The following is a 25,762-nucleotide window of genomic DNA, read 5'->3' as shown; positions in this document are numbered from 1 at the left end:
GTGTTTGTACTGAACCGAGAAACCGGTGAGCCCCTGTTTCCGATAGAAGAGCGTAAAGTTCCTGCATCCCGCATACCGGGTGAAGAAGCCTGGCCCACCCAGCCTTTTCCGTTGAAACCCAAACCTTTTGCCAGGCAATCCATGACCGAACAGGATCTGACCAGTTACACTCAAGCCGGACACGATTCGATTCTGAAAAAATTCAGATCCATGCGGTACGAGGGCCTGTTTACTCCCCCGGATTTGAAGGGAACGCTGATGCTGCCAGGTTCCCGAGGCGGTGCAGAATGGGGTGGAGCTGCTTATGATCCAAAAACCAGTGTCCTCTTTGTCAAGTCCAACGATTCACCCGAAATACAATCCATGAAGAAAGTGGATCAGGAAAAGGAAGCTAAAAACCAGACTGTGTTTCAGCAGGGGAAATCTCTTTACATGACCTATTGCGTAAGTTGCCATGGCAAGGACAAAAACGGTGACGAACCCAATTACCCTTCGCTGATTGGACTAAAAAACCGCATGACTCGTGAGGCTGCCCTGGACAAAATAAAAAAAGGGGGAGGGAAAATGCCCGCGTTTGCCAGTGTTGTGAAAGGCAAAGAGAAAGGAATGATTGCCTTCCTCTACGAACGAGAACAAAATTCAGGAAAAGCCACGAAGATGGAAACCGGCCAGACGAAGGCGGGAGCGGATAAATATCTGAATCTCACGGCCTACGGTCATTTTCGCGATCCTCAGGGGAATCCGGCCCTGAGGCCACCCTGGGGCACACTAAACGCCATCAATCTTAATACAGGGGAATATGAATGGCAAATCCCGCTGGGAAACAGTGAGAAATATCAGGACAAAAACGGACCGGAAACGGGCCAGGAAGGTTCAGCGGGCCCGATTGTCACAGCGGGTGGGGTGATCTTTATCAGCGGAACCAATGATCAGAAGCTTCGTGCGTTTGACAAAAACAGCGGAAAACTGCTCTGGCAAACCAGGTTGCCGGGTGTGGCAAACGCAACCGCTTGTACGTATATGGCAAATGGTAAACAATATGTTGCACTATCTGTTGGAGGCAACAAGGACAACCCATCAGGTTTTTTGATGGCTTTCGGTCTTCCGTGATGTGAGAAGTACTATTTTGCGGTGATCAAAAAAAAAGAAAACAGCTCCGTGGGGGGCCTGTCTGGCGTCATGTTTCCTAATAAAGCTCAGTCACATTGTTCTGAAAAATCAAAACCATAGGAATACATCACGATTTTAAAATGACCATTTGGACTGGTTATACTCCCCCACTTTCTGGTCAGTAGCGGGGGAGTATTGATTATTTGGTAATTATAACCGGTTTGGTATAAATTGTACCATCTTTCCGAGTCAATCGCAACAGATAAACGCCTTCCTGAATACCAGACAACCTGATGCTTTCCCTCACTATCTCAATTTCCCTTTTTTCAAAAATGGTTATTCCGGCAAGACTCATAAACTTATAACCCACTACAGGCGTATCACTTGTAAAATGCAACGCTCCGACAGCCGGGTTTGGGAAAATCTTAATTTCTGCGGTTCCATGAAAATCGACCGAAGCAATCCTGGAATAAGCGAAAGTGCCGTCGAGGTCGAGCATTTTAAGACGATAGTACAAGTCCATCGACTGCCGGCTGTTAGCCATCGGTTGCCTTTCGAGTAAGGAAAGCGGATCCAAAAAGGAATAGTTCGCAATCAGCTTGCTCTCACCTTTGGCCCTTACCTCCCCTACACTATCCCACTTTTTCGCGTCCGTGCTCCGCTGGATTTCGAAGCGATCGCTGTTAGATTCTTCGGTTGTCTGCCAATATAAGACTACCTCATTTTCTGCTTTATTGGCTTTAAAATTAAGGAGGGTTACCGGTAGGGCGGTGGCTCCTTCGGCTGTAATAAAAAAACCAGAGAAACCAGTCGTGTTCAATGTCACCTCCCACCACCCCTTTGAATCATTCCAGCTGGCACTCCTGCATGCAACGCAGCCATAGTCCGTCACAGGCCCCTCGGTATAGTTTCCCGGCGTAGCTGGAAGCGATGATGGTGTACCATGAGCTTGCCAGATCCTCAAATTTGCCAATTTTTGCTGTTCTTCGGCACTATTGTTCGACGGCAGCTTCACGCTGCTTACCGCATTAAAAGCATCAAAATCCTCCTGAGTAAAATACATCACGATGGAGTACCTTGCGTTTTGTGCTTCTGCCGGATTATCGGGCTCAAGATCGAAGTGACGCTGAAGATAGGGCTGCCCATTATAGGATTTTACAGACATATCTCTGGTTACCCTTGCGGTAATATTCTTGCCCAGCATCACGTTCACTCCGTTATTATTGTCGCTAGGGGCGAAGCCGGCAATAAACTGACAATTGTCATCGGACAGAATATTCATGCTCTGCACGTGAGCTTTAAAATTTCTTTCTGCACCAGTTGCCAATGATGAAGGGGCTTGAACCGCAAATTCATGTGTGGGGCTGGTTTTGGTCGCACAGCCAGGAACCTCCAAAGTTGCGTAATAATTCGTTTTGAGATTTGTAATCTTAACGTTTTTAATCTGTCCGTTACCTATGTCATGTACAGCATCTGTGCCCACCTTCTCGTACCAGGTTACGGTGCCATCTTCTAGTCCGAGACCGGAAGCTTCCAGGGTGTAGTCCGACCACATGCAAATATTGCTTTTTGCATTCGGGTACGTTTTTTCAGGATGAGGAGATTTCAGAAAAATCCCTGGCTGAACACCGCTCGCCCCTACAACAATAACCTCACTTCCAAAACTTTCCACCCCTTCTACAGTACAAGATGCAAAATAAGTGTTCGGCATGGTAGCGGTGAAGGCGGCATTTACTGCACCAGCTACTTCTGTTTTGGTAACCTGATTGTATTGATTTGTCGAACGGGTATACCATTTGACTGATCCGGAGCAACCCACAGCTGTAAATACAGGATTAGGAAGGCAATAGTTTGATACCGAAAGGGTGGGTTCGGCCACCCCTTGTTGCGGCAAAACCGTGACAGTAATGGCGTTTGTGCTACTGTTATTTACCTTGAATGTCCTGGTAACATTTTCGGATCCGGTATTGATCAGTTGTACAGATGTCCCCAAAACGGCTCCATCTGCAGGCAGTCCCTCTCCATACCAAAGCGCAAGGCCCTGATCGTAGTAACCATTGAGAACAATTTTTTGCCCGGACTTGACAGTAGCTGTGTTGGGCTTGGCAAAGGTGTTGGGCGAAACGAGCATCCCGGAAGGCTCCGAGGCATAAACAAAGTAAACGACCTGGCCACTTGCATTACCAATGGCAAGCAAAATAAGCAGCGATAATAATGATCCTTTCATAAAAATAGAGTTTTGAGAGAAATAATTGATTCAAAAATGGGCAAAAACGCACTTTTCTTGTAAACTGCAGATAATTACAACCCCAACCGAGTAATGCTATACGTAGGGAGACAGGGTGTTCAATTTCCTTGTGAAGCACCGTGGAGGCCCTCAAACAAATAAAACATATCACAGCAGCACATCGTGTTAACTTATTCCAAAGTTCGGCGACGAAATGAGATACGACAATAGCATAAATAGGTGATTATTACCGGCAGGAAGAGGATAATGATATTTAAGAGAGCGGTAGTGAAGCTGTTTTTTGGTAAAACGAGACTCCTCCCGCCTCCTGCTTATTAGGAATATAATCAGTCGACCTGTTCCAGTTTCATTGCACAATTACTGAAATCAATCCAACCAATTTGATAAGTTTTTCCTGGCATGATGTGAATTGTTCCAACACTGTTAATATCACAACTGCTGATATTCATATGAGACAAATGCCTGGTTGCGCGTCCATATATTCGGTAACGCTGGTTACCCATTGGTATTTCGTTAATCTGAAAACCTGCCGCATCGGGCAAATGTCCCCTGGCCCCGCCAATCTGTATACTTAAATCGAGATAGGGTATTTGGGAAGTTTCAACAGGTCGTTTCAGATGGATAGAAGTCAAATTTTCAGGCAAGTCAGCTAGAATTGTGCAAGTTTGAATCTGCTGGTCCACTACTTCATTGTTTTCCGAATAGGCGAGTAATTTGACTTGATAAGAACTTGCAAAGGAAAACTGTCGAATTACCGTGTTTGAATCAGAAGTTGAACCATCCGGGAATATCCATTTTATTTTCGCTGCATTTCTGGAGGTATTTTTAAAGATTACCGGCTTCGGTACGATAGCCAGTTTTGCTTCGTTACCTTCACTGTAATATTCAAAATTTGCGACAATTGGTCCTGTAAACCATCTCTTTATCGCGTCTAAGGTCTCTGGAAGGGCAGCGCCAAGGATTACGCAAAAGATCGGAACAACAACATCCTTTATTTTCCATTCAGATGAACTCTCTGATTTACGCTCATCAACATTTTTTGCACGGTCATCCATGGTGTTGTAGTTGATAATTTAGAATCTATACTTTATAAAATTTTGTTGGAAACGTATTACGGATATAAGTGGGGATGATTCTTAGTGAGCCACCCCCTACTTTGTTTTAAACAAACTCCCAGTCGTACGTAAGTTCATAAATACCACCATGACCCGAGACCCGTAAAGTCTTCTCGGTTGAATTATTGCTTCCAAACCAATTATGATTGCTATTGGTTAGTGATACGGCCACCATTTGCGGAGGAAACAGGTCATCCCGTATTCCAGCAACGATTCGTCCAAGAATGTAGCTTAAAAGTGGCGCTGCAACGGTGGTCAAGACGGTTCCCAATATGCCACCAGCGGCAGGTATAGGTAATTTGTCCTTAATGAGCTCTTGCGCTTTCTGTGTAATTTGTAATATCGCCGACGAGGCTCCGCCTCCGTTGTCCTTTTCAATTAACACCAGGCCAATACCATAATCCGCGGGAAATGTTTGTGGTACGCTGAAAGTGAAAAAGTGCTTTGGCGGGTTGAAAACTTTGACATCACCATCATCAAAATGAGGATAAATGGGGATTACAGAAATGGGAGAAGTATCTCCATTGGGCATGATAGAAAATCCGCCGAGATAAATTTCGTCGTTACCGATTTTTTCGACCCACCGGCCACCGGTTTCATCTACACATTTTACACGATGGATTCTCAATGACAATTTGGTTCCCATAATTTAAAAAGTTTAAGGATTTAAGAATTTGTTTAACATTTCAAAGTTCCTCAAATAAACGACTCCGGTAAATCGCATAAAATCATGATATTGAGCACAAAAAAACCGAAGTCAAAAACTCCGGTCATGCACAAATCCGATATGATTGTCTTGTTAACAACCTACTTCTCCCCCTCAAAATCACTCCCATAAATCAGCTTCTGTCTCAGCGCTTTGGATACGGCTTCCTGGGAAGAGTTTACGTGCAGCTTGTCGTAGATTTTACGAATGTGAGAATTGACCGTATTGATGCTGATAAAACACGTTTCCGCGATCATCTTGTAGCTCTGCCCGTCCACCAGGCATTTCAGGATTTCCTTTTCTCTTTTTGAAAGATCATAAAATTCGGGCTCGGGCTGGTGAACAGAGCGGAAGAAGGACAATACCTTGCGGGCTATGCTCGGGCTCATGGGTGACCCTCCTGCGTATACTTCTGCAATGGCTTCGAGAATTTCGTCGGGGGCTGTGCCTTTCAGAATGTAGCCCGAAGCACCTGCACAGATCGCAGCAAAAACTTTGTCTTCATCCTCAAATACCGTTTGCATCAGGATTTGCAGACCGGGATTTACCGCTTTGATAATTTTCACGGCTTCGATACCGGACACTTCCGGCATCTTAATGTCCATGATGACTACGTCTGGCTTGGCCCTGGCAACTTTTTGGAGCGCATTCAACGCATTAGGAAAAACTCCGGAGAGCAGAAAGTCGGCGTTCCCCTGAAACATCAGCGCAAGGTTATCCGTAAAGGTCTTGTTATCATCAAAAATCGCTACACGGATCATGGCCGAAAATTTAAAGTGATCTTTACATCAGGTATAAAAAGTCAAAAGTGCAGGTTTCAAATCGGCTTGTCAATAGCGAATTTATGTGATCGGTATCACCATTTTTATTTGCGTGCCCTTACCCGCTTCCGACTCTACGGAAAGATCACCGCCAATCTGGCCGGCCCGGTTTTTAATATTACGTAAACCGTTTCCATCAGCGCCGGAATCCCGGTCAAATCCCTTGCCGTTGTCTTTAATCAAAATCCACAGATGATCCTTTTCCCTTTGAACAATGATCTTCACGTTGGTCGCCTCAGAATGACGACCTATGTTAACAACGGATTCTTTAAAGATCAGGAACAGATTACGCTGCGCTTCAAGATCCAGATCCTTGTCTTCAACACCTCGCACAGAAAAAGTCAATTGCATGTTTTTAGACCCCAGTATAGCCTCTGAAAATGCTTTTACCTTATCAAAAAAGTCCTCTGCATTATCGTTTTGCGGGTTGATAGTCCACACCATTCCGCGCATGGTTTGCATCATTTCCTTAGATTCAGCCATAATCTTTTCCAAAATCGGCCGAATGTCCTCCGGTTTTTTATCAAACTTGGATTTAGCCAACTCACCTAAAAATGTGATGCTGCTCAGGGTTGTCCCCACATCGTCGTGGAGATCGGAAGCGATTTCGTTGCGTACTTTCTGCATACGAATCTCATTCCGAAAGTGGTATACCCTGAAAAAATACACGATGATACCTAAAATTAATAATCCATACGCCGCAATCATCGGGGCAAACCAGGGCTCCTGCCAGAAGGCTTCTTCAATATGTAAAGCAACCGAGGCAATTTTATCGGGGAAATGCACATTCCGTACCTTAAAATGGTAAGTCCCGCCAAAAAGATTAGCATATAAAACAGAGGTGTTTTCCACATGCTCATGCCATACGTTTTCTAACCCCTCCAGTTGAAACGAATATCTTGCTTGCTCCCGATCCGCAGAATCTCCGAAAGTAAATAACAAATTATTCTGCTTGTAACCGAGCTTAACCATGTCCTTCGCATTAACCTTGAAAACTGAATCGGTGCTACCATTGCCAACTTTTACACTGTAAACCTTTATATCTTGCCCGCACACTGAGAAAGGAAAGACACCTTCGCCCCCAAGGAAATAGACAAGAAGTAAAACTAATTTCTTTCTAGCGTTCAAGATCCGGCATTTGAGTAAGTTCAGGAATTTTAGGCCTTACCGATATGAAAATCCACAGGGTAAACCCAATACTCAGCACAATGTACAGTGGAACAATTCCATCCCAAAGCAGATTTATAAAACTGTCGGATAAATATGAGGTTAAAAAGTGTGTAATGATATCCAGTCCAAGATTAAAGCAAAAGTCGGAAAGTGTTACCATTACCAAGAGCAACAAAGGCTTCCGACTTGCAGAGGATATGTCCTCCAAATGTTTGGAAATATAAATAAGGCAAAATGTGATGATAAAGAAATCGTAAGGGATGAATACGTAAAGCTGTAAATGGTCAATTTCGACAACCAGGAACGCGCCTACCAGTATAATTACGATCAACCCTGCCCAAAGCCAGATCAACACCGAAAATACCCCTTTCAACAAACCTTGAAAGAATATCGCAAACAGCAAAACGCCAACCAGCCCGTTCAGAAAAAACCAAAAGTCGCTTTTGTAATGAGACGAGAGTATCCCAATGGAGCCTGAACAAATTGATTTTACAACAGCCACCCTAAAATGTACATCCAGCACTTGCCATTTCCATAGTCCCAGAGCAATCACCGGCAAAGCAAGGTAGATAAAGTAACTGCTTAAAAATTTAAAAAAATCATCCATCCGATTCTGTCGCCTTCTCTTCCGGTCTAACACAAGAGCTACCACCACTTATTATGTACTTAATCCCACCCCAGGGGGGAATACCTGACTGACCCTCGGCGACTTCGTATATCCCCAAGTGCTGAGACACATCGTATGTGGCCCAAATCCTTCCATTGTGCCTGTTAATATCCTCATCAGCATTTTCTGCATTAATTACAATCAAATGAAAATTACTGAAGCTCGAATTTTCTGTTGAAGGCCCATAACCAAAAAATATTTTAATCCCTCTATTGGTATCATACGGCCTTATATGCCTCAGTATTCCCAAACCTAAAAAGTACCCCACAATTGAATAATAGAACGCTGGGACAGGAGGTCTCTCACCCTGGTCACCCTGACTCTCTACCACAAAGATGGTCGAAAGCGCTTTTGTGATTTCCAGTTGCCGGTCAAAATTACCTTTGAATGCCTTATACTCTGCGCTTATCATTGGAATTAACTTGAGCGTAACCCCATCGTCAACTGATTCAGATAAAATTTGGGACATTTTAACACGATGAAAAGTATCATTCTCTGCGTCATATACGTAGTGATAATCTGATACGCTTTTATACACCTCCTCATTCCCGATAATTTCCCCCTTTTCCCTGTGAACAAATAATACAATTTTCCGATTTGAGTCGATACCAAACCTAAACTTATACCCATCAAAATCAGACACTGCAATTCTTTTATTCGTGAGTAACGAATCCACCATATCGGGACCCAGAAACATAGCATTAAAAGATGTATCCAATCCCTCCCGGTTTAAATCTTTAAAGCCTTTTATCAAGCGATTAGCCAGCTCTAAGCTAATGGGATCAAGACCGTGGCTTTCTATTGGAACAGATTCTTCTGTGTAGCGTACCATAATAAATAGAGTATTGGGTTAGGTTTAACATGATTGAATGATTAGGGATAGTGTTCCTTGCCATCATCTCTTTTTCGACAGTCAAAAATACAGCATGCACCGACTCTTTAAAACCGCATAAATATGCGATTTTAAAGACAAGTCTCCTGGTTCGTTTCGGATCCCTTCCACACAACTGAAACTTTATGTAACAAATATCAAAACCAACTCCTCTCTATGCAATACCTGTTTACCAGTATATTAGCAAGTATTAATTCTACAAATCCGGTTTTTTGTCCTGAAAGCAAGTTTAATGGGTGCTTTTGATTATTACGCTTTCCCTTCTTCCCAATCAATCACATTACAACCCAATGATTTTGATCAGAAAAATAGCCCAAACCAGCTAACTTTGGGTAGTATTTGCTGCAACCTGTACGTTCTGAAAGAGCCCCGCAATCATGAAATTCTATTGCCTTCTTTTGTTTAGCGCAATCCCCACCTTCAGCTTTTCCCAAAAACCCAAAACCGAAAATGTTGTGGTGGTGGTGCTCGACGGGCTGCGCTGGCAGGAGGTATTCGCTGGTGCAGATTCGGCCTTGATCAACAGGCCTGCATTTACAAAAAGTAAGGCAAAAATTGATAAGAAGTTTTGGGACAACGACTTCAAAGTGCGCAGAGAAAAACTATTCCCTTTTCTCTGGAAAACTGTGGCAAAACAAGGGCAGATGTATGGTAACAGGTATCTGCAAAACTTTGCAGATGTTTCGAATCCTTTTCAAATGACTTACCCCGGCTTTAGCGAGATACTCACAGGTTATGCCGATCCGGCAATAAGCTCTAACCGACTTGTCACCAGCAAATCTCAGAATGTACTGGAATTTATCAACAAACAAAAAGGATATGAAGGGAAAGTGGCCGTGTTCGCCACCTCGGATCTTTTTCCGGCGTTAATGGACCGGGATAACAGTAAAGTTTATATTAACGCTGACTCAGATTCTCTTGCATTCGGTTCCGCCGAGTTCCGACTTCTCAATGAGATGCAACGCCTTACCTCAAAACCTACCACGGAAAGGCCGGATTTGTTGACCTACTTTGCTGCCAGAGAATACGTAAAAGCTTTCCAGCCTAAAGTGCTGTTCCTGGCATTGGGCGAAACAGACGCTTTTGCACATGATGGTAATTATGACCAATATCTCCACACTGCCTATGCACAGGACAAAATGATATCTGAGTTGTGGAACCTGATACAGTCAATTCCTCAATACAAAAACAAAACCACACTCCTCATTACCTGCGATCATGGCCGTGGGGATATAATCAAGAACCAATGGACAAGTCATGGACCTCAAATTAAAGATTCAGGACAGGTCTGGATCGCAGCCATGGGGCCCGACACTAAACCTCAGGGGATTTTCATTGAAAAAGGAAGGTACTATCTGGCACAGCTTGCCACCACCACAGCGGCGCTTCTCGGTTTCGACTTCAAACCGGAAACCCATCAGGCCATGACACCTATTTTTTCAATTTTCAGAAAATAACACCGCTTGATGGATAGAAATGTCCAAAAAGTACTAAACAGGGTACCTGCCAGCAACGAGCGCAGAATCTCCTAAAACTTTCTTCCGATCGCTTCTATTTATCCTCATCGCCCCCGCACATCAGTGCGCAGGTTTATCAGGGGCCGGAGCTGAAGCATGGAAGTCCCGCTGGATGATTGCCGCATAATTGTCAAGAATCTCAATAATCCGTTCGCGTGAAGGGGATCTGACCACAAGGCCCACGTGATAGGGCTCATCCATTTGCCACACGATTTCAGGATCGTTGAACACACTCAGATCCGGCCACTCCTGCCGGGCCAGTGAAATGATGATCCCTGAGTAATCCTTTCTTACGGGTGGCAATTTATAATTTTCACCCTTTGCCTCCGCTGTTTCCATTTTTGCCCATTCTTTCCAGAGATTGATTCCCGAGGAAGCTTCCACCATTTCGGACAGATTGGCCCCTCCAACCCGTGACGATGTCTCCAGAAAGTAGTATTTCCCGTCGTCATGACAACGGATCACTTCGGTATGAGAAGCACTATGCCTTAGACCGAAAGCTTTCAGCACATCCACAGCCAGGGTTTCAAGAGCGTGTTCCTCGGAAGAATCAAACGGTACGGTGACGGATCTGAAAATCCCGCCTCCATGCGCCACGTCAAAAGGTGGCGCCAGATATTTGCTATTCCAGGAAAAAATCACCCGGCTGTTGTATGAAATGGAATCAACATGATATACATCGCCCGGCTTGAACTGCTCAACCAGATAGGCATGTCGCTTGTCTCCAAGATCCAGGATTGTTTGCCAAAGCTCCGCGGCATTGTGCATTTTTTTGATCCCGGTAGCAGATGCCTCCGATCTCGGCTTGATCATCCATGGACCGGGGTATTTTTCTATAAACGCATTGATCGCTTCGTCATTGAAAAGGGCGGAGAACCCAGGAACCAGAATCCCCGATTCTGCGGCCTTGGTTCGCATGGCAAGCTTGTCGCGAAAGTACCGGCCGGTTGTTTGTCCCATTCCCGGAATTCTGAAATACTCTCTCAAATGTGTTGCCTTTTCAACATCAAAATCATCCAATGCCACCACCCTGTCCACCGGGCGGGTCCGCATCACATAAGCCAGTCCATTGATGATCTGATTCATGTCGTACTCGCCTGCCTCATTCTCTTCAACATAAAAAAACTCATCGATATGATCACGTACCCAAGGCTTGGTTTCAAGCTTTTTGTTTGTAACCAGATACACCGTATTGCCTTCCTCCTTACAAGCTTTGAGAAAGTCGTTTCCTTTAAAATAGGTTGAAATACATAGAAAAGTTAATGGTCTACCCATAAAAACTTAGATGTTGCAGAATGTGTGAATATAATCTCGCAGTCGCAAGAGAAAGCTGCTTTTCAAAACTAACAAAAAGAACCAAATTGACAAGACATAATACAATTATACAGGAAAAAGTAAGGCAATATCGGGTGTCGCCTACGATCAGTCAACATGGGCCTCCCCGATTTCCACACCCTGCAGGTAAGCCCTCAGCAGCCGAACCCCATAGGCAGTCCCGGCCCTTCCGGGCGCAAAATCATTATCCCCAAACGCGGTTCCTGCAATATCCAGGTGAGCCCATGATGTGTGCTCCTCTGTGAACGCCTCGAGAAATTTAGCGGCTACAATGGCTCCCGCAAGAGGTTTTCCATGGTAATTCTTAAGATCCGCTATATCCGACACAATTTCCTCTTTGTACTCATCCCAGATCGGCAAACGCCACAGTCGCTCTCCCGTATCTTCACCTGCTTTTACCAGGTCCAGCGCAAGCTGATCATTGGCAGTAAACAGCCCCGCTGCTTCATAGCCAAGGGTTTGGATCACACTTCCCGTCAATGTAGCCAAATCAATCACTACATCGGGTTGATATTGCCGTATGGCATAACTGAGACCGTCAGCCAGGATCAATCTTCCCTCCGCGTCGGTATCAATGACTTCAATGGTTTTGCCCGCATAGGAGTTGATCACATCGCCGGGTTTGGTGGACGATCCGTCCACACAGTTTTCGGTAGATGGGATCACGCCGATCACATGTACATTGAGTTTCATCTTTGCAGCGAGCTCCACCATACCCAAAACGGCCGCAGCCCCCCCCATATCACTTTTCATCAAATGCATGCTGGCAGATGGCTTTATGGATATCCCTCCCGTATCGAAAGTCACACCTTTACCTACCAGTGCAATTGTCTTTTCGTATTGCTCCGGCTTATATTCGGTGATGATCATCACAGGAGGTTCGTCACTGCCCTTGCTGACCGATAGCAAGGCACTCATTTTGAGCGTTTCAAGCATTTTCTTTTCCAGAACCGTCACCTTATAGCCAAACGTCTTGCCCGAGTCCAGTGCCCAGGAGGCAAGCACAGCAGGCGTTTTATAATTGCCGGGGGCATTCATCAGATCCATGATCCGGAGCTGGACTTCGGCCGTTTGCCTGGCTATCAAAATGGCCCTATCAACCTGCTCAGTCTTTTGCGCGGTGAGAACCAAAAGCTCGCCCTGTTCTCCAAAGAAACTACTGAATTCTTTTGGTTCAGATTTATACAATTGCAGGTTATATCCTCCAAGAATAATTCCATTCACAACAATCTCCACTTGCTCCGGCGAAAAATTTACCGCGTCCAGCACGATCCGATTGGGCCAACGTTCCTTAAGCTTGAAAAAAAGTGTCCGGAAGGTTTTCAGTAATGAGGGCAATTTCGGGGCTTTTCCAAGTCCAAACCAGAGTTCCTGAGAAGAATACCACCAAACCTCTCCTTTTTCGGCTTTAAACATTTCCTGATTTTCCGGCTCATTACCTTGGGTAAAAGAACGTAGCAGGAGAATTCCTTCGGGCGCTTCGTGTGTTTGATTGATGATCATAGTTCTTTACTGATTAAGCGGTATGGTGTCAAAGCTAAAAAGAGTCGCTCCCTTTTCTAAATTTTACCCGCGAAGATCTACATTTAATTGATTTCAAAAGCCTAAAATGCCATCATGCATTTGTGAAGGGCAGAAATAACTGTTCCGATGGTCACTTCTACCCTAATGCCTACAAAAAATGCCGGATCTGAACACAATCAGATCCGGCAGCAAATCTACTCTTCATTGCAAAGCTCTATTTTCTTTCTGAAGACTGAGCGTCGCGAATATTTTTTTGCACGGCGATGGCTCCAAACATACTCAACAGGAACGCAAATGCGTAAAACCCTTTCTCACTTGGCAACAAAGTCGCATTCCAAAGTCCAACGATGAGCAGCACTATGGACAGGACCGTGGAAAACCAACAGATTCCGTAATAAATGTCTGTGACCAAAATCCCTTCCAGGCGGTCCCGAACACATTTTTGAACCGATACAGCAGCAAACAAGCCATACATCAATATTGTAAAATAGTAGCCTTTTTCGTTGAGCAACATTTCTGCACGCCATAATCCGACAAGAAAGCCGGCCATTCCTGTTGCCAGCGCAATCCATGATGCGGCGACGAAAGCGGTTGAGGGTTGTTGATTCATGATTGGGGAGATGTTTGATTTTTTGTTCAATTTATGACAAAAGTATTACAAACGTATATCATCCTAAAAACCGATTGCTAAATGGCGGTCTTCAATTAACTATTGGTATGTTCCATGCTCACAAAGCACACAAACACACCTCTCGCAACTTATTGCATATCAATCCACACCACCTCTTCTGGTTGCTTTTCTTTGCGCCGGCCACAGTCCTGGCTGTCCCTTGGCATCCGGCGGTAAAACACTTTTTTCGCGTGAAGTCCGAACTGGATCTTCACTCGCCTGATAGGCCATAATGGCTGCCAGAATAACGTTGTTACGGACATCATCAAAAACAATCTTGTCGTAAGTGTCCCTGTTGGTATGCCAGGTATAGGTTCCATAAGACCAGTTCAACGAACTCAAAGAAAACGCAGGAGCTCCCACTGCCACAAAAGAAGCAAAGTCCGAACCGCCCGCACCTGGCGCACCAGGGAATTCGGTCTTCACGTGTGTTTTAACATTTTCCGGAACCTTTGACAGCCAGCGCGTAAGATATTCGTAAGAATTCAAAAAACCCTGTCCAGCCAGGTTAATTACCCTTCCGGTCCCATTATCCTGGTTAAACACAGCCTGTATGTTATTCACAATTTCCGGATGATCCTCCACAAATGCCCGAGAGCCGTTCAATCCCTGCTCTTCACTCCCCCAATGACCAACTAAAATGGTTCTTTTGGGGTTAGGATATATCTTTTTAAGAATGCGCATGGCCTCCATCATAATGATGGTGCCTGTGCCGTTATCGGTAGCACCTGTTCCGCCATCCCAGGAATCGAAATGGGCTGAAAGGATCACATATTCATTGGGCTTCTCAATTCCCTTTATTTCAGCGATGGTATTGAATGCCGGCACAACGCCATTTTCCTTAGAATCCGTACGCAGGCTGATCTTAGGTATCGTTCCGGATTCTGCAAGCCGGTAAAGCAGACCGTAGTCTTCCAGTGAGATATCGACTGTGGGAATTGTTTTTGTATTGGCACCAAATATTTTATTGGCGCCAAAACCTTTGGACCAGTAGGAAGTCACAATACCAGAGGCTCCAGCTTTTTCAAGGGCCAGGGTTAATGTCCGTGCATTGTATCCGGTTTTTGCGATTCGCCGGGCCCAGGCCTCTGTCTGCTCGTCTCTACCTTTCTTCATTTTTTCAAATGACTCCTTTGTTCCAAATTCCTGCCAGTTGTAATCTGGACGGCCCGTGGGCTGGCACATTGAAGTCATTACGAATTTACCCCTTACAGCTGGAAGCCATTTCTGAAATGCAAGCGAATCGGCCAGGTCAGGAATGATAATTACTTCCGCCACCACCGATTTACCACCTGTGGAAGGACTCCAGGCAAGCTGCATCCCTTCAAGCGACTTCGTACGGGGGTATACCAGGTCAATATGAGAGATACCCCGCTCCCAGCCCCGCCATTCGCCCCATTTCTCTGCCCTTGCAGTGATGTTCCAGCTTTTGTATTTTGCCAATGACCAATCTGTGGCCTGCTGCATCTGAGGCGTACCCACCAGTCGGGGACCAATCCCATCGAGCAATTCATGCGCCAAGTTTTCCAGTTGTGAATTTTGCGATGCCTCTTTAACGATTGCGTCTACTACCGGATCTTTGGACTGGGCAAATCCAACCAGCTGCACAGATACCATCAAAACAAAAAGAACAAATTGGGATAACCTTATCATATCGAGTAATTTATAGTTTATTATTATTTTCAATTTCCCACTTCCATTATCGAACAAGCAAACCCGATTCGTTTTTCACGTCCATCCAAGATATACAATCGGCGCGAGACCGCTGCCCCGACTCCGAGTAATACAGTAAAATCAGCTGACTACGATACGTGGAAAATTAAGCACGATCGATATTGCAACAGCAGAAAAAGATTTAGCGTATGCCTTATATAGCAGATTGATGTTCTGCCGTTGACTTAAAAGTAACCATCTTGGAACTGTAAGGTTATATAAAGAAACAGAGTAATTTTTAATCCATTTACACTCACCTTCGGCAGCATTGCATGATTTGAACTTATACTTTTCAAACCAGTATCAAACCATTCAACTAAAAATTATCCATGAAAGAGCAACTTCGTTCATTAATATCCGCCAGCTGCGGTCTACCCAATTCTGCCATCACAGACGATGCAGTTCTGACCCGCGACCTGGGACTTGATAGTCTCGACACGGTGGATCTCGTTCTACAAATGGAAGATAAATTTCAGGTGGCCATTCCAGATGAAGATTATTCCAAATTGCAAACCGTACGCCAGATCAATGAATACCTGATGGCAAAGGTACAGGCACTTGCTTAATTGATTTAAACATTCCCGGCCCCTTTCAACGGGAATGTTATTTTTTTCGTGGGCATCCGGCGCATGAATTAATGTAAAGCTGCGGCAACGGGTTTTATCCTCTCTGGAAGATTTTCCTCTCCCAGCATATCCCTCAGGTCAATTTCAATATTCCTTACGATCGTTTGAACCGGGACATCATTCAATAAACCCTCAAATGGGTTTTCGCTTACATCTCCCACGTACTCCATAAACATAAAAACCCACGAGACGATCAGATTGAATGGTATCAATAAAAACATGGTGCGCTCTCCGAGATCCACAAACTGCGGTAATAATCCAAATGGGAGTAAGGTCAGAAAAACGAAGATAAAAAGCGTGGAAGTGGTGGCATATTGTCGCGGAAACGGCGTGTTTTTAATACGTTCACTTTTACCTTGTTCGTCATATAGGGAAGAAATATGTCTCTGCAGATCCACATGCTGGTAAGCATCAATCAGCAATCTTGCTCTGAGGTTGCCTATGTGCTGCGACTGTCTGTCCAGTAGCTGCGTAGCGATATTCTGCTTGCCCTGTGCCCATCGTACCTCCTCAGAAGAAAGGTATCTGGCAATTTCTTCTTCGAATGTTTCGTGGGTTTTATGTAGCGCCATCCTTTGCCGCTTACTGGCCCTGTCGCGGTGCTCCCAGTTAGTACGTTGTCTCATAGCCCATTTGAGAGCATAAAGCCAGCCAATATGCCGGTAAATAATGGTTTTTATTTCACCTTGCATATCGCCCTTCGCAGTGGAATGGGTTCCTGCAAACCCTCTTAAGGCGGCGGCAAAAGACCGGCTGTGGTTGGTGATACTCCCCCATATTTTCCTCGCTTCCCAGCTTCTGTCGTACGATTGATTATTTTTAAAACCAACAAAAAAGGCAGTAGCTGTACCAACCAGCGATACCGGCAACCAAGGGATAGCTACCCATTTCCAGCCCAGATATTCATAAACGAAAATAGCCATCGAGCCTGTAAAAAGCGAAAAAAGGACCATTCGCCAAGAGTAGTAATAGACGATTATCGGAGACAGGTAACGGTTTACATACATAAGGCAAATGGATATAACAGGTCTTTTCTAAAAGAACTTACAATTACTACAAAGGTAAGACAGACTTTGTTACCAGAAAAAACGCAACCTTCCTACCCCAGTTAGCCTGTAACCACCGCTCTGCGTCTTCCAAAAATATGCCTTTCATTAAACACCAGAATGGAAATCAGTATCAGCGAATAGGCCACGATCTGAAAACCATTGATCGGCTCATGAAAATAGAGCAACGCGATGAGAAAGTTCAGCAGCGGATTGAGATACAACATGATTCCCATGGTGGAAGAATTGACTCCCTGCAAAGCATACAGGTTCATATACAATGGCGTGATCGTAAAAACGACGGCTATGAGTAAAATAACCCAGTAAAAAGTAGCCTCTGTTGGCAGGGATTCGCTAAACGACGGATAAAAAGGCAGGAGGATCAGAGAAGCAAACAAAATCTGTACCGTGAGGATAAGAAATTTATCCAATCCTGCATTCTTTCGCTGACTCACCAGATAAATCGCGTAGGATACCGCTACGATCATGCTGTACGCCACATCGGCTATATTATTGAACGAAAGGAGCAGACAACTTATTCCACTTAATACCACTGCACCCCATTGCCATTTACTAAGCTTCTCATTTAAAACGAAGTAAGCGATCACGGTCGTTAGTATCGGGCAAACCAAATAGGCAAAAGACGCGGCCTTTACACTGATGTGATTCATGACATAGATAAAAAAGAACCAGTTGGCTGTAAGCAAAAACCCTCCAAGAAAGGTGAGCCCGATCATTTGTTTCTTCTGCTCGCCAGGCATCTTTGTAAACAACCGAATGTTTTCCTTCAACACCCTTATTCTGATAAATAAGCTGATGATGACCATAATCACGGCACATAAAAACACGCGGTAAAACAAGATATCCAGCGAAGCATAACCACGGAGTGGTTTCAATGCCAGGCTAAAAAAACCCCAGATAATGAAAGAGACGATCGCAGAAAGGTAATATTTAGAGAACTTCATGAACACAAAAAAGAAAACTTACTTCGCTATTTGACTGTATTTTCTCCTAACAGACCCGCGCCGTTCCGGGTTCACTAAGTTTAATAAAGTTACCGGCCGCGGAACCTTAAACGCATCTTTCGCTTTAATGAATTGAATCAATTATCAAACTATGTCATTTTCCGATATTCGCCTTATAGCGACCGATATGGACGGAACTCTTCTTAATTCCAAACACGAGTTAAGTGAAACATTTCTTCCGGCTTTTCGCCAGTTAAAAGAGCAGGGAATCATCTTCGTTGCCGCAAGTGGCCGCCAGTATTATAATCTTTTGAAGACACTGGACTCCGTAAAAGATGAAGTAATCTTCGCCGCAGAAAATGGGAGCTATGTGGTGTTTAAGGATGAGGAAATCCATATACAGGCAATCGATCACGAAACGGTTAGCAATCTGATCCGTACTGCAAGAACAATTACCAGAACGTACCCCATCATTTGCGGAAAGAAAAAGGCTTATGTGGAAAGCGCCGAACCCGAATTTATTGATCACCTCAAGCTCTATTTCGAACGCTACGAAATTGTGGAGGATCTGCTTCAGGTGACGGACGACCAATTCCTTAAATTCACTTTATGTGATTTGGCCGGCTCGGAGGCGAACAGTTATCCGCATTACAAAAATCTGGAAGATACACTACAGGTTAAAGTCTCGGGACCTATCTGGCTCGACATCTCGCACAAACAGGCTAACAAGGGTGTTGCCATGGCCGTTTTGCAAAAGAAATTCGGTATTTCCTTTGAAGAAACTATGGTATTCGGCGACTATTTCAACGATCTTGAGATGCTTCAAAAAGGATATTATTCTTATGCCATGGCCAATGCACATCCGGACATTAAAAAAGTAGCGCGTTTCATGGCTAAAGGCAACGATGAAAACGGCGTGGTAGAAGTGCTGACAACATTGCTTGACTGGAAGGTTACACAAGGATAAAGAATACAAGAAGAGCGAACGCGGCGTCCGCTCTTCTTCCTCGGTGGCCTCTTTGTAACCTAAAACCTAGTCCTCTATATACTTTCGGAATACAGAGCTCGCTACATGACCTCCAAAACCGAAGGTATTGTTGAGTACATAATTAACTGTTTGTGATTTTGATTCACCCAGAATAATATTCAGCCCGTCAGGAACGGCCTCATCCAGGTTTTGCGTATTGATCGTGCCGGGTATCACATCATGTTTTACAGCCAGTACGCTTACGATACTTTCCACAGCTCCTGCGGCGCCCAACAAATGTCCTGTCATGGATTTGGTCGCGCCAATCACAACCGGGTGATCGCCGAATAATCTTTTAATTCCATTCAACTCGCTCATATCACCCAGCCCTGTCGAAGTAGCGTGGGCGTTGACATAGTCTATTTGCTCAGGCGAAACACCACCATCAGCGAGCGCCTTGGACATACCCAGGTATGCACCCAAACCATCCGGAGGCGTTCCAGTCAAATGATATGCATCCGCTGCCATACCTCCGCCGATCATTTCCGCATAAATGGTCGCCCCTCTTTTTTTGGCATGTTCCAGTTCTTCCAATACCAGAGCACCCGCACCCTCTCCCATCACAAAACCGTCCCGATCCTTATCGAATGGGCGTGAAGCAGTTTCGGGATCATCGTTGCGCTTAGACAATGCCTGAGCAGAACTGAAACCTCCGACAGATGAATGCGTAATGGCAGCTTCCGAACCTCCCGCGATCATGATGGTCGCCTTGCCAAGGCGGATTGTATCAAATGCGGCAATCAAAGCATTGTTGGACGACGCGCAGGCCGACACCGTGCAGTAATTAGGGCCGTGCAGCTTATGACGGATGGATATAACACCGGCGGCAATGTCCACAATCATTTTAGGTATAAAAAACGGATTAAATCTTGGTGTGCCGTCTCCGCCGTGAAACTCCCTTAGTTGCTCCTCAAAGGTCGTGATCCCGCCGTTACCACTCCCCCAGATCACCCCAACCTCATAGCGATCCACCTCACTCATTTGCGAAAAATCCAACCCAGCATCCCTGATGGCCTCATCACTGGCCACAATGGCATACTGTGTAAAAGTATCATACTTCTTAATTTCCTTTTTATCGATAAATTCCTCTGCGTTAAACCCCCTCACCTCACATGCGAAATGCGTCTTGAACTTTGAAGTATCGAATTTGGTGATTGGTCCGGCTCCACTTTTGCCGGCCAGTATATTCTTCCAAAATTCATCTACCGTGTTTCCCAGCGGCGTAAGCGCACCAAGGCCTGTAACTACTACTCTTTTCATAAGTTTGTTATTGACAATTCAAAGCGGTTGTTCCTCGAAAATACTATCTATAAAATTTGCACGACTGCCCCAGGAAAAATATCGTTGTATCAACGATCATGGCCTGCGATCTCAGTCGGAAGGCTGCAAAATTAGACGCAAATCCATTATTAATGTTCATTAGCTCAAAAGAAATTATTCCGATGGTTATAATGCCCATTAGCCTGGTAAATACAATTTATGGTCTCAGCAGAATGTTGTTTGCCCGTAGTTGCAGCTGATTTATTGCAAGAACTTTACGCTTTAAAAAAATGAATAATCCAAGCAACTTAGCACTTGAAAGACCGAAGCCTCATAGGAACCTACTATTCAGGTTGGATTAAGCTACAGTAATATTAATTGAAAAACGACCGGATCCAAATGAACCCGGCCGCTGTGTATTCTCAAAAAATTTATAAAACTACTTCTTCGTCACTCTCCAGATGCTATTGCCGGAATCGTCATTAACCAACAAAGAACCATCTTCCATTACCGTCACATCAACCGGACGGCCAAACACTGTATTTTCATTATCCACAAAACCAGTAAGGAAATCTTCGGGCTTGCCTGATGGTTTCCCATCTTTAAAAGGAACAAAAACAACCTTGTAACCCGCTAATTTTGACTTATTCCAGGAACCATGTTGTCCCACAAATGCACCATTCTGATACCTGGCAGGAAACTTGGAACCATTGTAAAAAGTGATTCCCAATGAGGCCGTATGAGAGCCCACCGGAACATCGGGAACAATAGCGTTCGCTGCCAGATCTGCACCTTCGCCTTTCATTCGGGGATCTTTATTTGCACCAAAATACGAATAGGGCCAGCCGTAAAAGCCACCCGGTTTCACACTGGTAATGTAATCAGGAACCAGTTCATCGCCGAGTTCATCTCTCTCGTTTACGGCAGTCCAAAGGGTTGAGGTGCCAGGTGCCCAATCCATACCTACCGGATTCCTCAGACCACTCGCATATATTTTTTCTCCGGTGCCGTCAGGATTTATTTCCAAAATGTTAGCCCTGCGCTTTTCTATGTTCATGCCATGCTCTGCCACATTGCTGGCAGAACCAACCGACACATAAATCTTCGAACCGTCTGTATTGGCAATCAGGTTTCGAGTCCAGTGATTGTTGTAGCCGCCCGCAGGTAAGTCGAGGATTTTCTCACCCTTACCTGTAATTTTTGTTTCGCCGGCCTTATATGGGTACCGGTAAAGCCCATCGGTATTTGCAACATAGAAAAAACTACCTAAAATTAACATCCCGTATGGCTGTTTCAGTTTTTCCAGAAAAACCTCCTTCAATTCCGGCACACCGTCTTTGTTTGTATCCCTTAAAACGGTAACCCGATCAGCGCTATTTTTTGTCGCCGATTCCGCTACAAAAATGTCGCCATTGGGACCAATGTATGTAGATCTGGGATTTTTAAGCCCATCTGCAAACTTGGTAACTACAAAGCCCTCCGGTGCCTTGGGCGTCCGACCATCGGACCACCCCACTTCCTCAGGGCGGTTCGTTACAGATTTTGTGGCGTATGGTGCGGGCAATGTAAGACTATCTGTTTCGGTCTGGATCACATCTGCACCGGTTTCCATCGCAGCATCTTTTTCTTCCTTACTGGGGCCGCCACAGTTTATGAGTACGCTTGCCCCCAATACCGAGACAAGAATGAGGTGTGCCTTTTTCATAATTTTACTTGGTTTAAAAATAAAACAGCCATGTATCAGTCAGATCGGATCTGTCTGATACATGGCCGAATAAAATAATGGTGCCACACCACGGATAAAACCAAGGTTTCGTTGAAGTAGCAGGCCCTATTTAAACCTTTTTAAAAAGTGACTGGCACTTCCACCACGGTGTTTTCCCAGCCCAGAGCCATCACTGCTTTATCCGCTTTGTCTCCGGTAAAAACAATTGAGAAATTTTCAATCGGTGCTGCCGGTTTAGGAGATACAGGGACCGTAGTGCGCAACACGTCATTCGCTTCCTTGTACTTGTAAGCACCCCAATAGTCTACATCCGAGCTTAAAATAATCGTCCACTCCTTCTCTCCGGGAATGGCGAACATCGAGTACGTACCGGCTTTCACCTTCTTACCTCCGAAGGTTGCATCCTGATAAAATTTGATCTCTGTAGACTCATCGGCTCCCAGCCTCCACACTTTGCCATAAGGCTCTTTTTTGCCAAAAATCTCCCGACCGTTCAGAAACGGTCTACTGTAGGCCACTTTAATAAGTGCTTTTTGGCCATCCTTGCGATCATGGGCAAAATGGTCCGGATAGTAAGCGATGTCACGCGGACTTTTGTCAAGGCCTCTGAATTTTTGTGCTTTGGCGCCAAGTGTCAGCAGGCAAATCAACATCGAAAGAATAATCGTTTTTTTCATGTGTTTGTAAGCGGGTTGTTTAGTAATGAATAAAATATCTACAAGGCGAACTACCAAAAATGAAGCTTTTGTGAGAATCATATTAGCTTTCCTTTTAATATCGGCCGAGCGTCTTTGGTGTTCCCTAAAATAGCAAGACTTCTCCTGAAAGCTACGGTAATACCTTCGCCTTCAAACCTGCATGTAACCGTCTCATAATGGGCCGTTTCAATAAATCGCCAGGTCATTTCAAAAGTACTGTCGTTTATCCAGCCTCCACTGGCCGCAAGTTTAGTTCTTTTTTCTCCCGGCACCGGTGTCAGTACAAGTTTCAAAGGAAGGGTTGAAAGGTCTGTGTACCCCTCTTTCCAAGAGCCTATACCACTCTCGACCTGATGTTGACCTTTATCATCCGTGATGCTGAAAATACAAGAATCGGGCTGAAAGGATAGTGAAACCTGACTTACATGCAGGGCATTTTCAGCAATACTGAATCTTTTACCATTCACACCTGCCAACTTTTCAGATACCGCTTTTCCTGCCGCCAATGGTAAAGCGAGCTTTGAAAGTCTTTGTTTCAACTCGTTTTGAGCCGATCGGTCAGCCGAGAGCTGTTCGGATTTCACGGCTGGCAATAGATGTTTCCACACTTCATCCAGCACTGCACCCATATTTCCCGTTTCGCTTGTAATGGCAATAACCATATTCTGCTTGGGCATTATGATACAATATTGCCCATAAGCACCATCTCCCCGTACGGCATCGTGCCTGCAACGCCAGAACTGATAGCCATAACCCTGTTGCCAATCGTTATCATCGGCCCTAGCAGAGCCGCCTTTGGAATTAACCTGCTTACTGGTGGCGTCGATTACCCATTTTTCAGACAGTATCCTTTTGCCCTTCCACATTCCCTTCTGCAGATACATCTGCCCGAAACGGGCAATATCCTCCGTTTTTACACGCAAACCCCAACCTCCAGTATGAATTCCATTGGGATCCACCTCCCAGTCCGCACCTTCAATTCCCAAAGGTTTGAAAAGCCTGGGGCTGAGGTATTCCAGTAGCGTCATTCCTGTAATCTTCTGAATTATGGCCGAAAGCATGTATGTCGCTCCGCTATTGTAAACGAAAAATGTACCAGGCTCATGCTCAACGGGCAATGCCAGGAATGACCTGACCCAGTTGCTGTCTCCGGCTTCACGTAAAGAAGGCGTTGAGTCCTTAGCGTGGCCTGTGGACATCGTAAGCAGATCCTTCACCCGCATCTTCTCCAGATTCCCGCTTATGGTGGCTGGAGTATCTTTTGGGAAAAATGACAAAACTTTATCTTCGATGGACAGCCTGCCTTCATCCACGGCCAATCCAATAGCAGTGGATGTAAAACTCTTACTCAGCGAATAAAGCGTATGTTTGAGATGGGGGGCATAAGGAGCCCACCAGCCTTCTGCCAGCACCTGACCATGACGGAGTACCATCAGGCTGTGCAGATTTAATTTACTGGCTTCGATCGCATTTACAAAGTCAAGAATTCCATGCGAGGACACTCCCTGCGCTTCAGGTAAACTTCGGGGTAGCTGCCCGGCCTTCAATGGTTCTGCCCACGAAGATTGTGCAAGATAACCGACCAATCCGAGTTGCAATGCTCCCAGGCCCGCCTGCTGCAAAAACGCCCTTCTGTTTACGATCATATTTATAATGATACCTTTGTAAAAAAATATTTGCCCGTATTCGCTCTAATTATGCCATTTCAATCACTCGGACTTTCAGAACCTATATTAAAAACCATAACTGAACAGAATTATACTCAGCCATATCCCATTCAAAAAGAGGCCATACCGGCTATTTTGAATGGAAATGATGTTTTGGGGATAGCCAAGACCGGATCCGGGAAAACGGCCAGTTTTGTATTGCCTATTCTCGAATGGTTTCAGTCCAAAGGCTCGCCCAAAAACAGGTCCATCAGGGTCTTGGTGCTTGTTCCTACACGTGAACTGGCCGTACAGATCGCCGTGGTGTTTCAGACCTTTGGTGAGAAGCTTCCGAGAAAAGTGAAAACACTAGCTGTTTATGGCGGTGTCTCAATCAACCCACAGATGATTGGCCTGCAAAATGTGGAAATTCTGGTGGCCACACCCGGACGCCTGCTGGACCTGCTCTCTCATAAAGCACTGACCATTTCGGACACTGAAATACTGGTACTGGACGAAGCCGACAAAATGCTCAATATGGGCTTTGCTGATGAAATGAAGGATATATTTTTCCTGCTGCCCAAAAAACGCCAGAGTATCTTATTCTCTGCTACCTTGGGGGACGAGATCGACGCCATTCACAAGAGCGTTCTTAGAAATCCCGTCAAAATAGAAATTGAAGAAGAAGCGCAAAATATTGACCTCATTAAACAAACGGCTTATTTCGTGGATCCCGAGCGCAAGGGACCTTTGTTGCGGTACATTATTAAAACTGGCGAAATGAAGCAGGTTCTGGTATTTGTGTCGGCCACCCGAACAGCGGATAACCTGGTAGACAAACTGAACAAAAACGGAATACAGGCCGCGGCCATGCATAGCGGAAAAAGCCAGGGAGCCAGAACTGAAGCGCTGAATAAGTTCAAATCCGGCAAGCTGACCGTGCTCGTGGCAACTGATCTGGTGTCAAGGGGCATAGATATCCAATTCCTCCCCTACGTGATCAACTTTGAACTCCCCAGGTCACCCAAGGATTACGTTCACCGAATTGGTCGTACCGGCAGAGCAGAAGCATCCGGCGAAGCCATTTCCCTCGTCATTCCTGAAGATGCCCATCACTTCAAAATTATCCAGAAAAAAATGGGTAAAAGGGTGGAGATGAAAGAGAGCTTTGATCTGGATTTGATGGGGTACTGAAAATCCCATCTCCACGTTACTACCGACTCCCTCATTCTCCCTTTTCATGGCCTAGATAAGTTCAAAAAACTGTATGCCGGGAATAG

22 protein-coding genes are annotated in these 25,762 nt (G+C 45.0%); 5 read left to right on the top strand and 17 right to left on the bottom strand.

The features are described from left to right. Entirely contained in the window at positions 1-1,110 is a 1,110-nt protein-coding gene (locus tag DYADSP32_RS26285) for a c-type cytochrome (RefSeq protein WP_414618072.1), read from the top strand. Between the two features lie 199 nt (positions 1,111-1,309). On the opposite strand, the gene DYADSP32_RS26280 is transcribed toward DYADSP32_RS26285, so the two are convergent. The 7 genes from DYADSP32_RS26280 to DYADSP32_RS26250 all read right to left on the bottom strand — a co-directional run bounded on the left by DYADSP32_RS26280 (position 1,310) and on the right by DYADSP32_RS26250 (position 8,669). Beyond that, a complete protein-coding gene (locus tag DYADSP32_RS26280; RefSeq protein WP_149239976.1) occupies positions 1,310-3,337 on the bottom strand; it encodes a T9SS type A sorting domain-containing protein in 2,028 nt (675 codons plus the stop codon). Between the two features lie 347 nt (positions 3,338-3,684). Then, the gene (locus tag DYADSP32_RS26275) at positions 3,685-4,413 is read right to left on the bottom strand and encodes a PKD domain-containing protein (RefSeq protein ID WP_149239977.1); all 729 of its coding nucleotides are present in this window, start codon (positions 4,411-4,413) and stop codon (positions 3,685-3,687) included. 106 nt (positions 4,414-4,519) lie between these two features. Further along, the gene (locus DYADSP32_RS26270) at positions 4,520-5,119 is read right to left on the bottom strand and encodes a hypothetical protein (RefSeq protein ID WP_149239978.1); all 600 of its coding nucleotides are present in this window, start codon (positions 5,117-5,119) and stop codon (positions 4,520-4,522) included. Between the two features lie 161 nt (positions 5,120-5,280). Next, on the bottom strand, positions 5,281-5,940 hold the full coding sequence (locus tag DYADSP32_RS26265; protein WP_149239979.1) for a response regulator transcription factor: 660 nt from the start codon (positions 5,938-5,940) through the stop codon (positions 5,281-5,283). Between the two features lie 81 nt (positions 5,941-6,021). Next, positions 6,022-7,128 (bottom strand): histidine kinase, encoded by a 1,107-nt coding sequence (locus DYADSP32_RS26260; RefSeq protein ID WP_149239980.1) that lies wholly within the window; start codon positions 7,126-7,128, stop codon positions 6,022-6,024. Continuing rightward, entirely contained in the window at positions 7,118-7,777 is a 660-nt protein-coding gene (locus DYADSP32_RS26255) for a hypothetical protein (protein WP_149239981.1), read from the bottom strand. The genes DYADSP32_RS26260 and DYADSP32_RS26255 overlap by 11 nt, the downstream gene beginning before the upstream one ends. Beyond that, entirely contained in the window at positions 7,770-8,669 is a 900-nt protein-coding gene (locus tag DYADSP32_RS26250; protein WP_149239982.1) for a hypothetical protein, read from the bottom strand. Before DYADSP32_RS26250 ends, DYADSP32_RS26255 begins: the two co-directional genes overlap by 8 nt. 437 nt (positions 8,670-9,106) lie before the next feature. Between DYADSP32_RS26250 and DYADSP32_RS26245 the strand changes: the two genes are divergently transcribed. Then, the gene (locus DYADSP32_RS26245; protein WP_149239983.1) at positions 9,107-10,186 is read left to right on the top strand and encodes a phosphoglyceromutase; all 1,080 of its coding nucleotides are present in this window, start codon (positions 9,107-9,109) and stop codon (positions 10,184-10,186) included. A gap of 120 nt (positions 10,187-10,306) precedes the next feature. On the opposite strand, the gene DYADSP32_RS26240 is transcribed toward DYADSP32_RS26245, so the two are convergent. The 4 genes from DYADSP32_RS26240 to DYADSP32_RS26225 all read right to left on the bottom strand — a co-directional run bounded on the left by DYADSP32_RS26240 (position 10,307) and on the right by DYADSP32_RS26225 (position 15,428). After that, the gene (locus tag DYADSP32_RS26240) at positions 10,307-11,521 is read right to left on the bottom strand and encodes an ATPase (RefSeq protein WP_149239984.1); all 1,215 of its coding nucleotides are present in this window, start codon (positions 11,519-11,521) and stop codon (positions 10,307-10,309) included. Between the two features lie 147 nt (positions 11,522-11,668). Next, the gene (locus DYADSP32_RS26235) at positions 11,669-13,084 is read right to left on the bottom strand and encodes a M17 family metallopeptidase (protein ID WP_149239985.1); all 1,416 of its coding nucleotides are present in this window, start codon (positions 13,082-13,084) and stop codon (positions 11,669-11,671) included. A 235-nt stretch (positions 13,085-13,319) separates the two neighbouring features. Beyond that, a complete protein-coding gene (gene yiaA, locus DYADSP32_RS26230; RefSeq protein WP_149239986.1) occupies positions 13,320-13,715 on the bottom strand; it encodes an inner membrane protein YiaA in 396 nt (131 codons plus the stop codon). 159 nt (positions 13,716-13,874) lie between these two features. Next, entirely contained in the window at positions 13,875-15,428 is a 1,554-nt protein-coding gene (locus tag DYADSP32_RS26225) for a M20/M25/M40 family metallo-hydrolase (RefSeq protein ID WP_149239987.1), read from the bottom strand. A 389-nt stretch (positions 15,429-15,817) separates the two neighbouring features. Here DYADSP32_RS26225 and DYADSP32_RS26220 point away from each other — a divergent pair, with 389 nt between their 5' ends. After that, positions 15,818-16,054, top strand: a complete 237-nt coding sequence (locus tag DYADSP32_RS26220; protein WP_149239988.1) for a phosphopantetheine-binding protein — start codon at positions 15,818-15,820, stop codon at positions 16,052-16,054. A 68-nt stretch (positions 16,055-16,122) separates the two neighbouring features. Here DYADSP32_RS26220 and DYADSP32_RS26215 read toward each other — a convergent pair whose 3' ends face one another. Both DYADSP32_RS26215 and DYADSP32_RS26210 read right to left on the bottom strand, forming a co-directional pair. After that, positions 16,123-17,067 (bottom strand): bestrophin family protein, encoded by a 945-nt coding sequence (locus DYADSP32_RS26215; RefSeq protein ID WP_414618071.1) that lies wholly within the window; start codon positions 17,065-17,067, stop codon positions 16,123-16,125. Between the two features lie 155 nt (positions 17,068-17,222). Next, a complete protein-coding gene (locus DYADSP32_RS26210) occupies positions 17,223-18,125 on the bottom strand; it encodes an EamA family transporter (protein ID WP_149239990.1) in 903 nt (300 codons plus the stop codon). A 151-nt stretch (positions 18,126-18,276) separates the two neighbouring features. Here DYADSP32_RS26210 and DYADSP32_RS26205 point away from each other — a divergent pair, with 151 nt between their 5' ends. Next, positions 18,277-19,092: an HAD family hydrolase gene (locus tag DYADSP32_RS26205; RefSeq protein ID WP_149239991.1), complete on the top strand. Its 816-nt coding sequence runs from the start codon at positions 18,277-18,279 to the stop codon at positions 19,090-19,092. Positions 19,093-19,158: 66 nt separating this feature from the next. Here the strand turns inward: DYADSP32_RS26205 and fabF are convergent, their stop codons facing one another. From fabF to DYADSP32_RS26185, 4 genes are all read right to left on the bottom strand, one after another. Then, positions 19,159-20,412, bottom strand: coding sequence for a beta-ketoacyl-ACP synthase II (gene fabF / locus DYADSP32_RS26200; RefSeq protein WP_149239992.1), 1,254 nt, complete (start codon positions 20,410-20,412; stop codon positions 19,159-19,161). Positions 20,413-20,851: 439 nt separating this feature from the next. After that, positions 20,852-22,117, bottom strand: coding sequence for a PQQ-dependent sugar dehydrogenase (locus tag DYADSP32_RS26195; RefSeq protein WP_149239993.1), 1,266 nt, complete (start codon positions 22,115-22,117; stop codon positions 20,852-20,854). 140 nt (positions 22,118-22,257) lie between these two features. Next, positions 22,258-22,815: a DUF2911 domain-containing protein gene (locus DYADSP32_RS26190; RefSeq protein WP_149239994.1), complete on the bottom strand. Its 558-nt coding sequence runs from the start codon at positions 22,813-22,815 to the stop codon at positions 22,258-22,260. 77 nt (positions 22,816-22,892) lie between these two features. Next, on the bottom strand, positions 22,893-24,482 hold the full coding sequence (locus DYADSP32_RS26185; protein ID WP_149239995.1) for a serine hydrolase domain-containing protein: 1,590 nt from the start codon (positions 24,480-24,482) through the stop codon (positions 22,893-22,895). 51 nt (positions 24,483-24,533) lie between these two features. On the opposite strand from DYADSP32_RS26185, the gene DYADSP32_RS26180 reads away from it, so the two are divergent. After that, positions 24,534-25,676: a DEAD/DEAH box helicase gene (locus tag DYADSP32_RS26180; RefSeq protein WP_149239996.1), complete on the top strand. Its 1,143-nt coding sequence runs from the start codon at positions 24,534-24,536 to the stop codon at positions 25,674-25,676. Positions 25,677-25,762 lie beyond the last annotated feature (86 nt).

Source organism: Dyadobacter sp. 32 (assembly GCF_902506755.1).
In the GTDB taxonomy this organism is placed as follows: Bacteria; Bacteroidota; Bacteroidia; order Cytophagales; family Spirosomataceae; genus Dyadobacter.
The sequence above is the reverse complement of the archived record's forward strand: the minus strand, read 5'-3'. Positions and strand labels throughout refer to the sequence as shown.

Excerpts from the sequence above, each read along its gene's own strand:
- DYADSP32_RS26180 (WP_149239996.1), top strand. The coding sequence starts at position 24,534 with ATGCCATTTCAATCACTCGGACTTTCAGAACCTATATTAAAAACCATA.
- DYADSP32_RS26220 (WP_149239988.1), top strand. The coding sequence starts at position 15,818 with ATGAAAGAGCAACTTCGTTCATTAATATCCGCCAGCTGCGGTCTACCC.
- DYADSP32_RS26185 (WP_149239995.1), bottom strand. The coding sequence starts at position 24,482 with ATGATCGTAAACAGAAGGGCGTTTTTGCAGCAGGCGGGCCTGGGAGCA.
- DYADSP32_RS26215 (WP_414618071.1), bottom strand. The coding sequence starts at position 17,067 with ATGGTCCTTTTTTCGCTTTTTACAGGCTCGATGGCTATTTTCGTTTAT.
- DYADSP32_RS26240 (WP_149239984.1), bottom strand. The coding sequence starts at position 11,521 with ATGGGTAGACCATTAACTTTTCTATGTATTTCAACCTATTTTAAAGGA.
- DYADSP32_RS26205 (WP_149239991.1), top strand. The coding sequence starts at position 18,277 with ATGTCATTTTCCGATATTCGCCTTATAGCGACCGATATGGACGGAACT.
- DYADSP32_RS26225 (WP_149239987.1), bottom strand. The coding sequence starts at position 15,428 with ATGATAAGGTTATCCCAATTTGTTCTTTTTGTTTTGATGGTATCTGTG.
- DYADSP32_RS26270 (WP_149239978.1), bottom strand. The coding sequence starts at position 5,119 with ATGGGAACCAAATTGTCATTGAGAATCCATCGTGTAAAATGTGTAGAT.
- DYADSP32_RS26210 (WP_149239990.1), bottom strand. The coding sequence starts at position 18,125 with ATGAAGTTCTCTAAATATTACCTTTCTGCGATCGTCTCTTTCATTATC.
- DYADSP32_RS26280 (WP_149239976.1), bottom strand. The coding sequence starts at position 3,337 with ATGAAAGGATCATTATTATCGCTGCTTATTTTGCTTGCCATTGGTAAT.
- DYADSP32_RS26195 (WP_149239993.1), bottom strand. The coding sequence starts at position 22,117 with ATGAAAAAGGCACACCTCATTCTTGTCTCGGTATTGGGGGCAAGCGTA.
- yiaA (WP_149239986.1), bottom strand. The coding sequence starts at position 13,715 with ATGAATCAACAACCCTCAACCGCTTTCGTCGCCGCATCATGGATTGCG.
- DYADSP32_RS26265 (WP_149239979.1), bottom strand. The coding sequence starts at position 5,940 with ATGATCCGTGTAGCGATTTTTGATGATAACAAGACCTTTACGGATAAC.
- DYADSP32_RS26255 (WP_149239981.1), bottom strand. The coding sequence starts at position 7,777 with ATGGATGATTTTTTTAAATTTTTAAGCAGTTACTTTATCTACCTTGCT.
- DYADSP32_RS26250 (WP_149239982.1), bottom strand. The coding sequence starts at position 8,669 with ATGGTACGCTACACAGAAGAATCTGTTCCAATAGAAAGCCACGGTCTT.
- DYADSP32_RS26275 (WP_149239977.1), bottom strand. The coding sequence starts at position 4,413 with ATGGATGACCGTGCAAAAAATGTTGATGAGCGTAAATCAGAGAGTTCA.
- fabF (WP_149239992.1), bottom strand. The coding sequence starts at position 20,412 with ATGAAAAGAGTAGTAGTTACAGGCCTTGGTGCGCTTACGCCGCTGGGA.
- DYADSP32_RS26245 (WP_149239983.1), top strand. The coding sequence starts at position 9,107 with ATGAAATTCTATTGCCTTCTTTTGTTTAGCGCAATCCCCACCTTCAGC.
- DYADSP32_RS26235 (WP_149239985.1), bottom strand. The coding sequence starts at position 13,084 with ATGATCATCAATCAAACACACGAAGCGCCCGAAGGAATTCTCCTGCTA.
- DYADSP32_RS26190 (WP_149239994.1), bottom strand. The coding sequence starts at position 22,815 with ATGAAAAAAACGATTATTCTTTCGATGTTGATTTGCCTGCTGACACTT.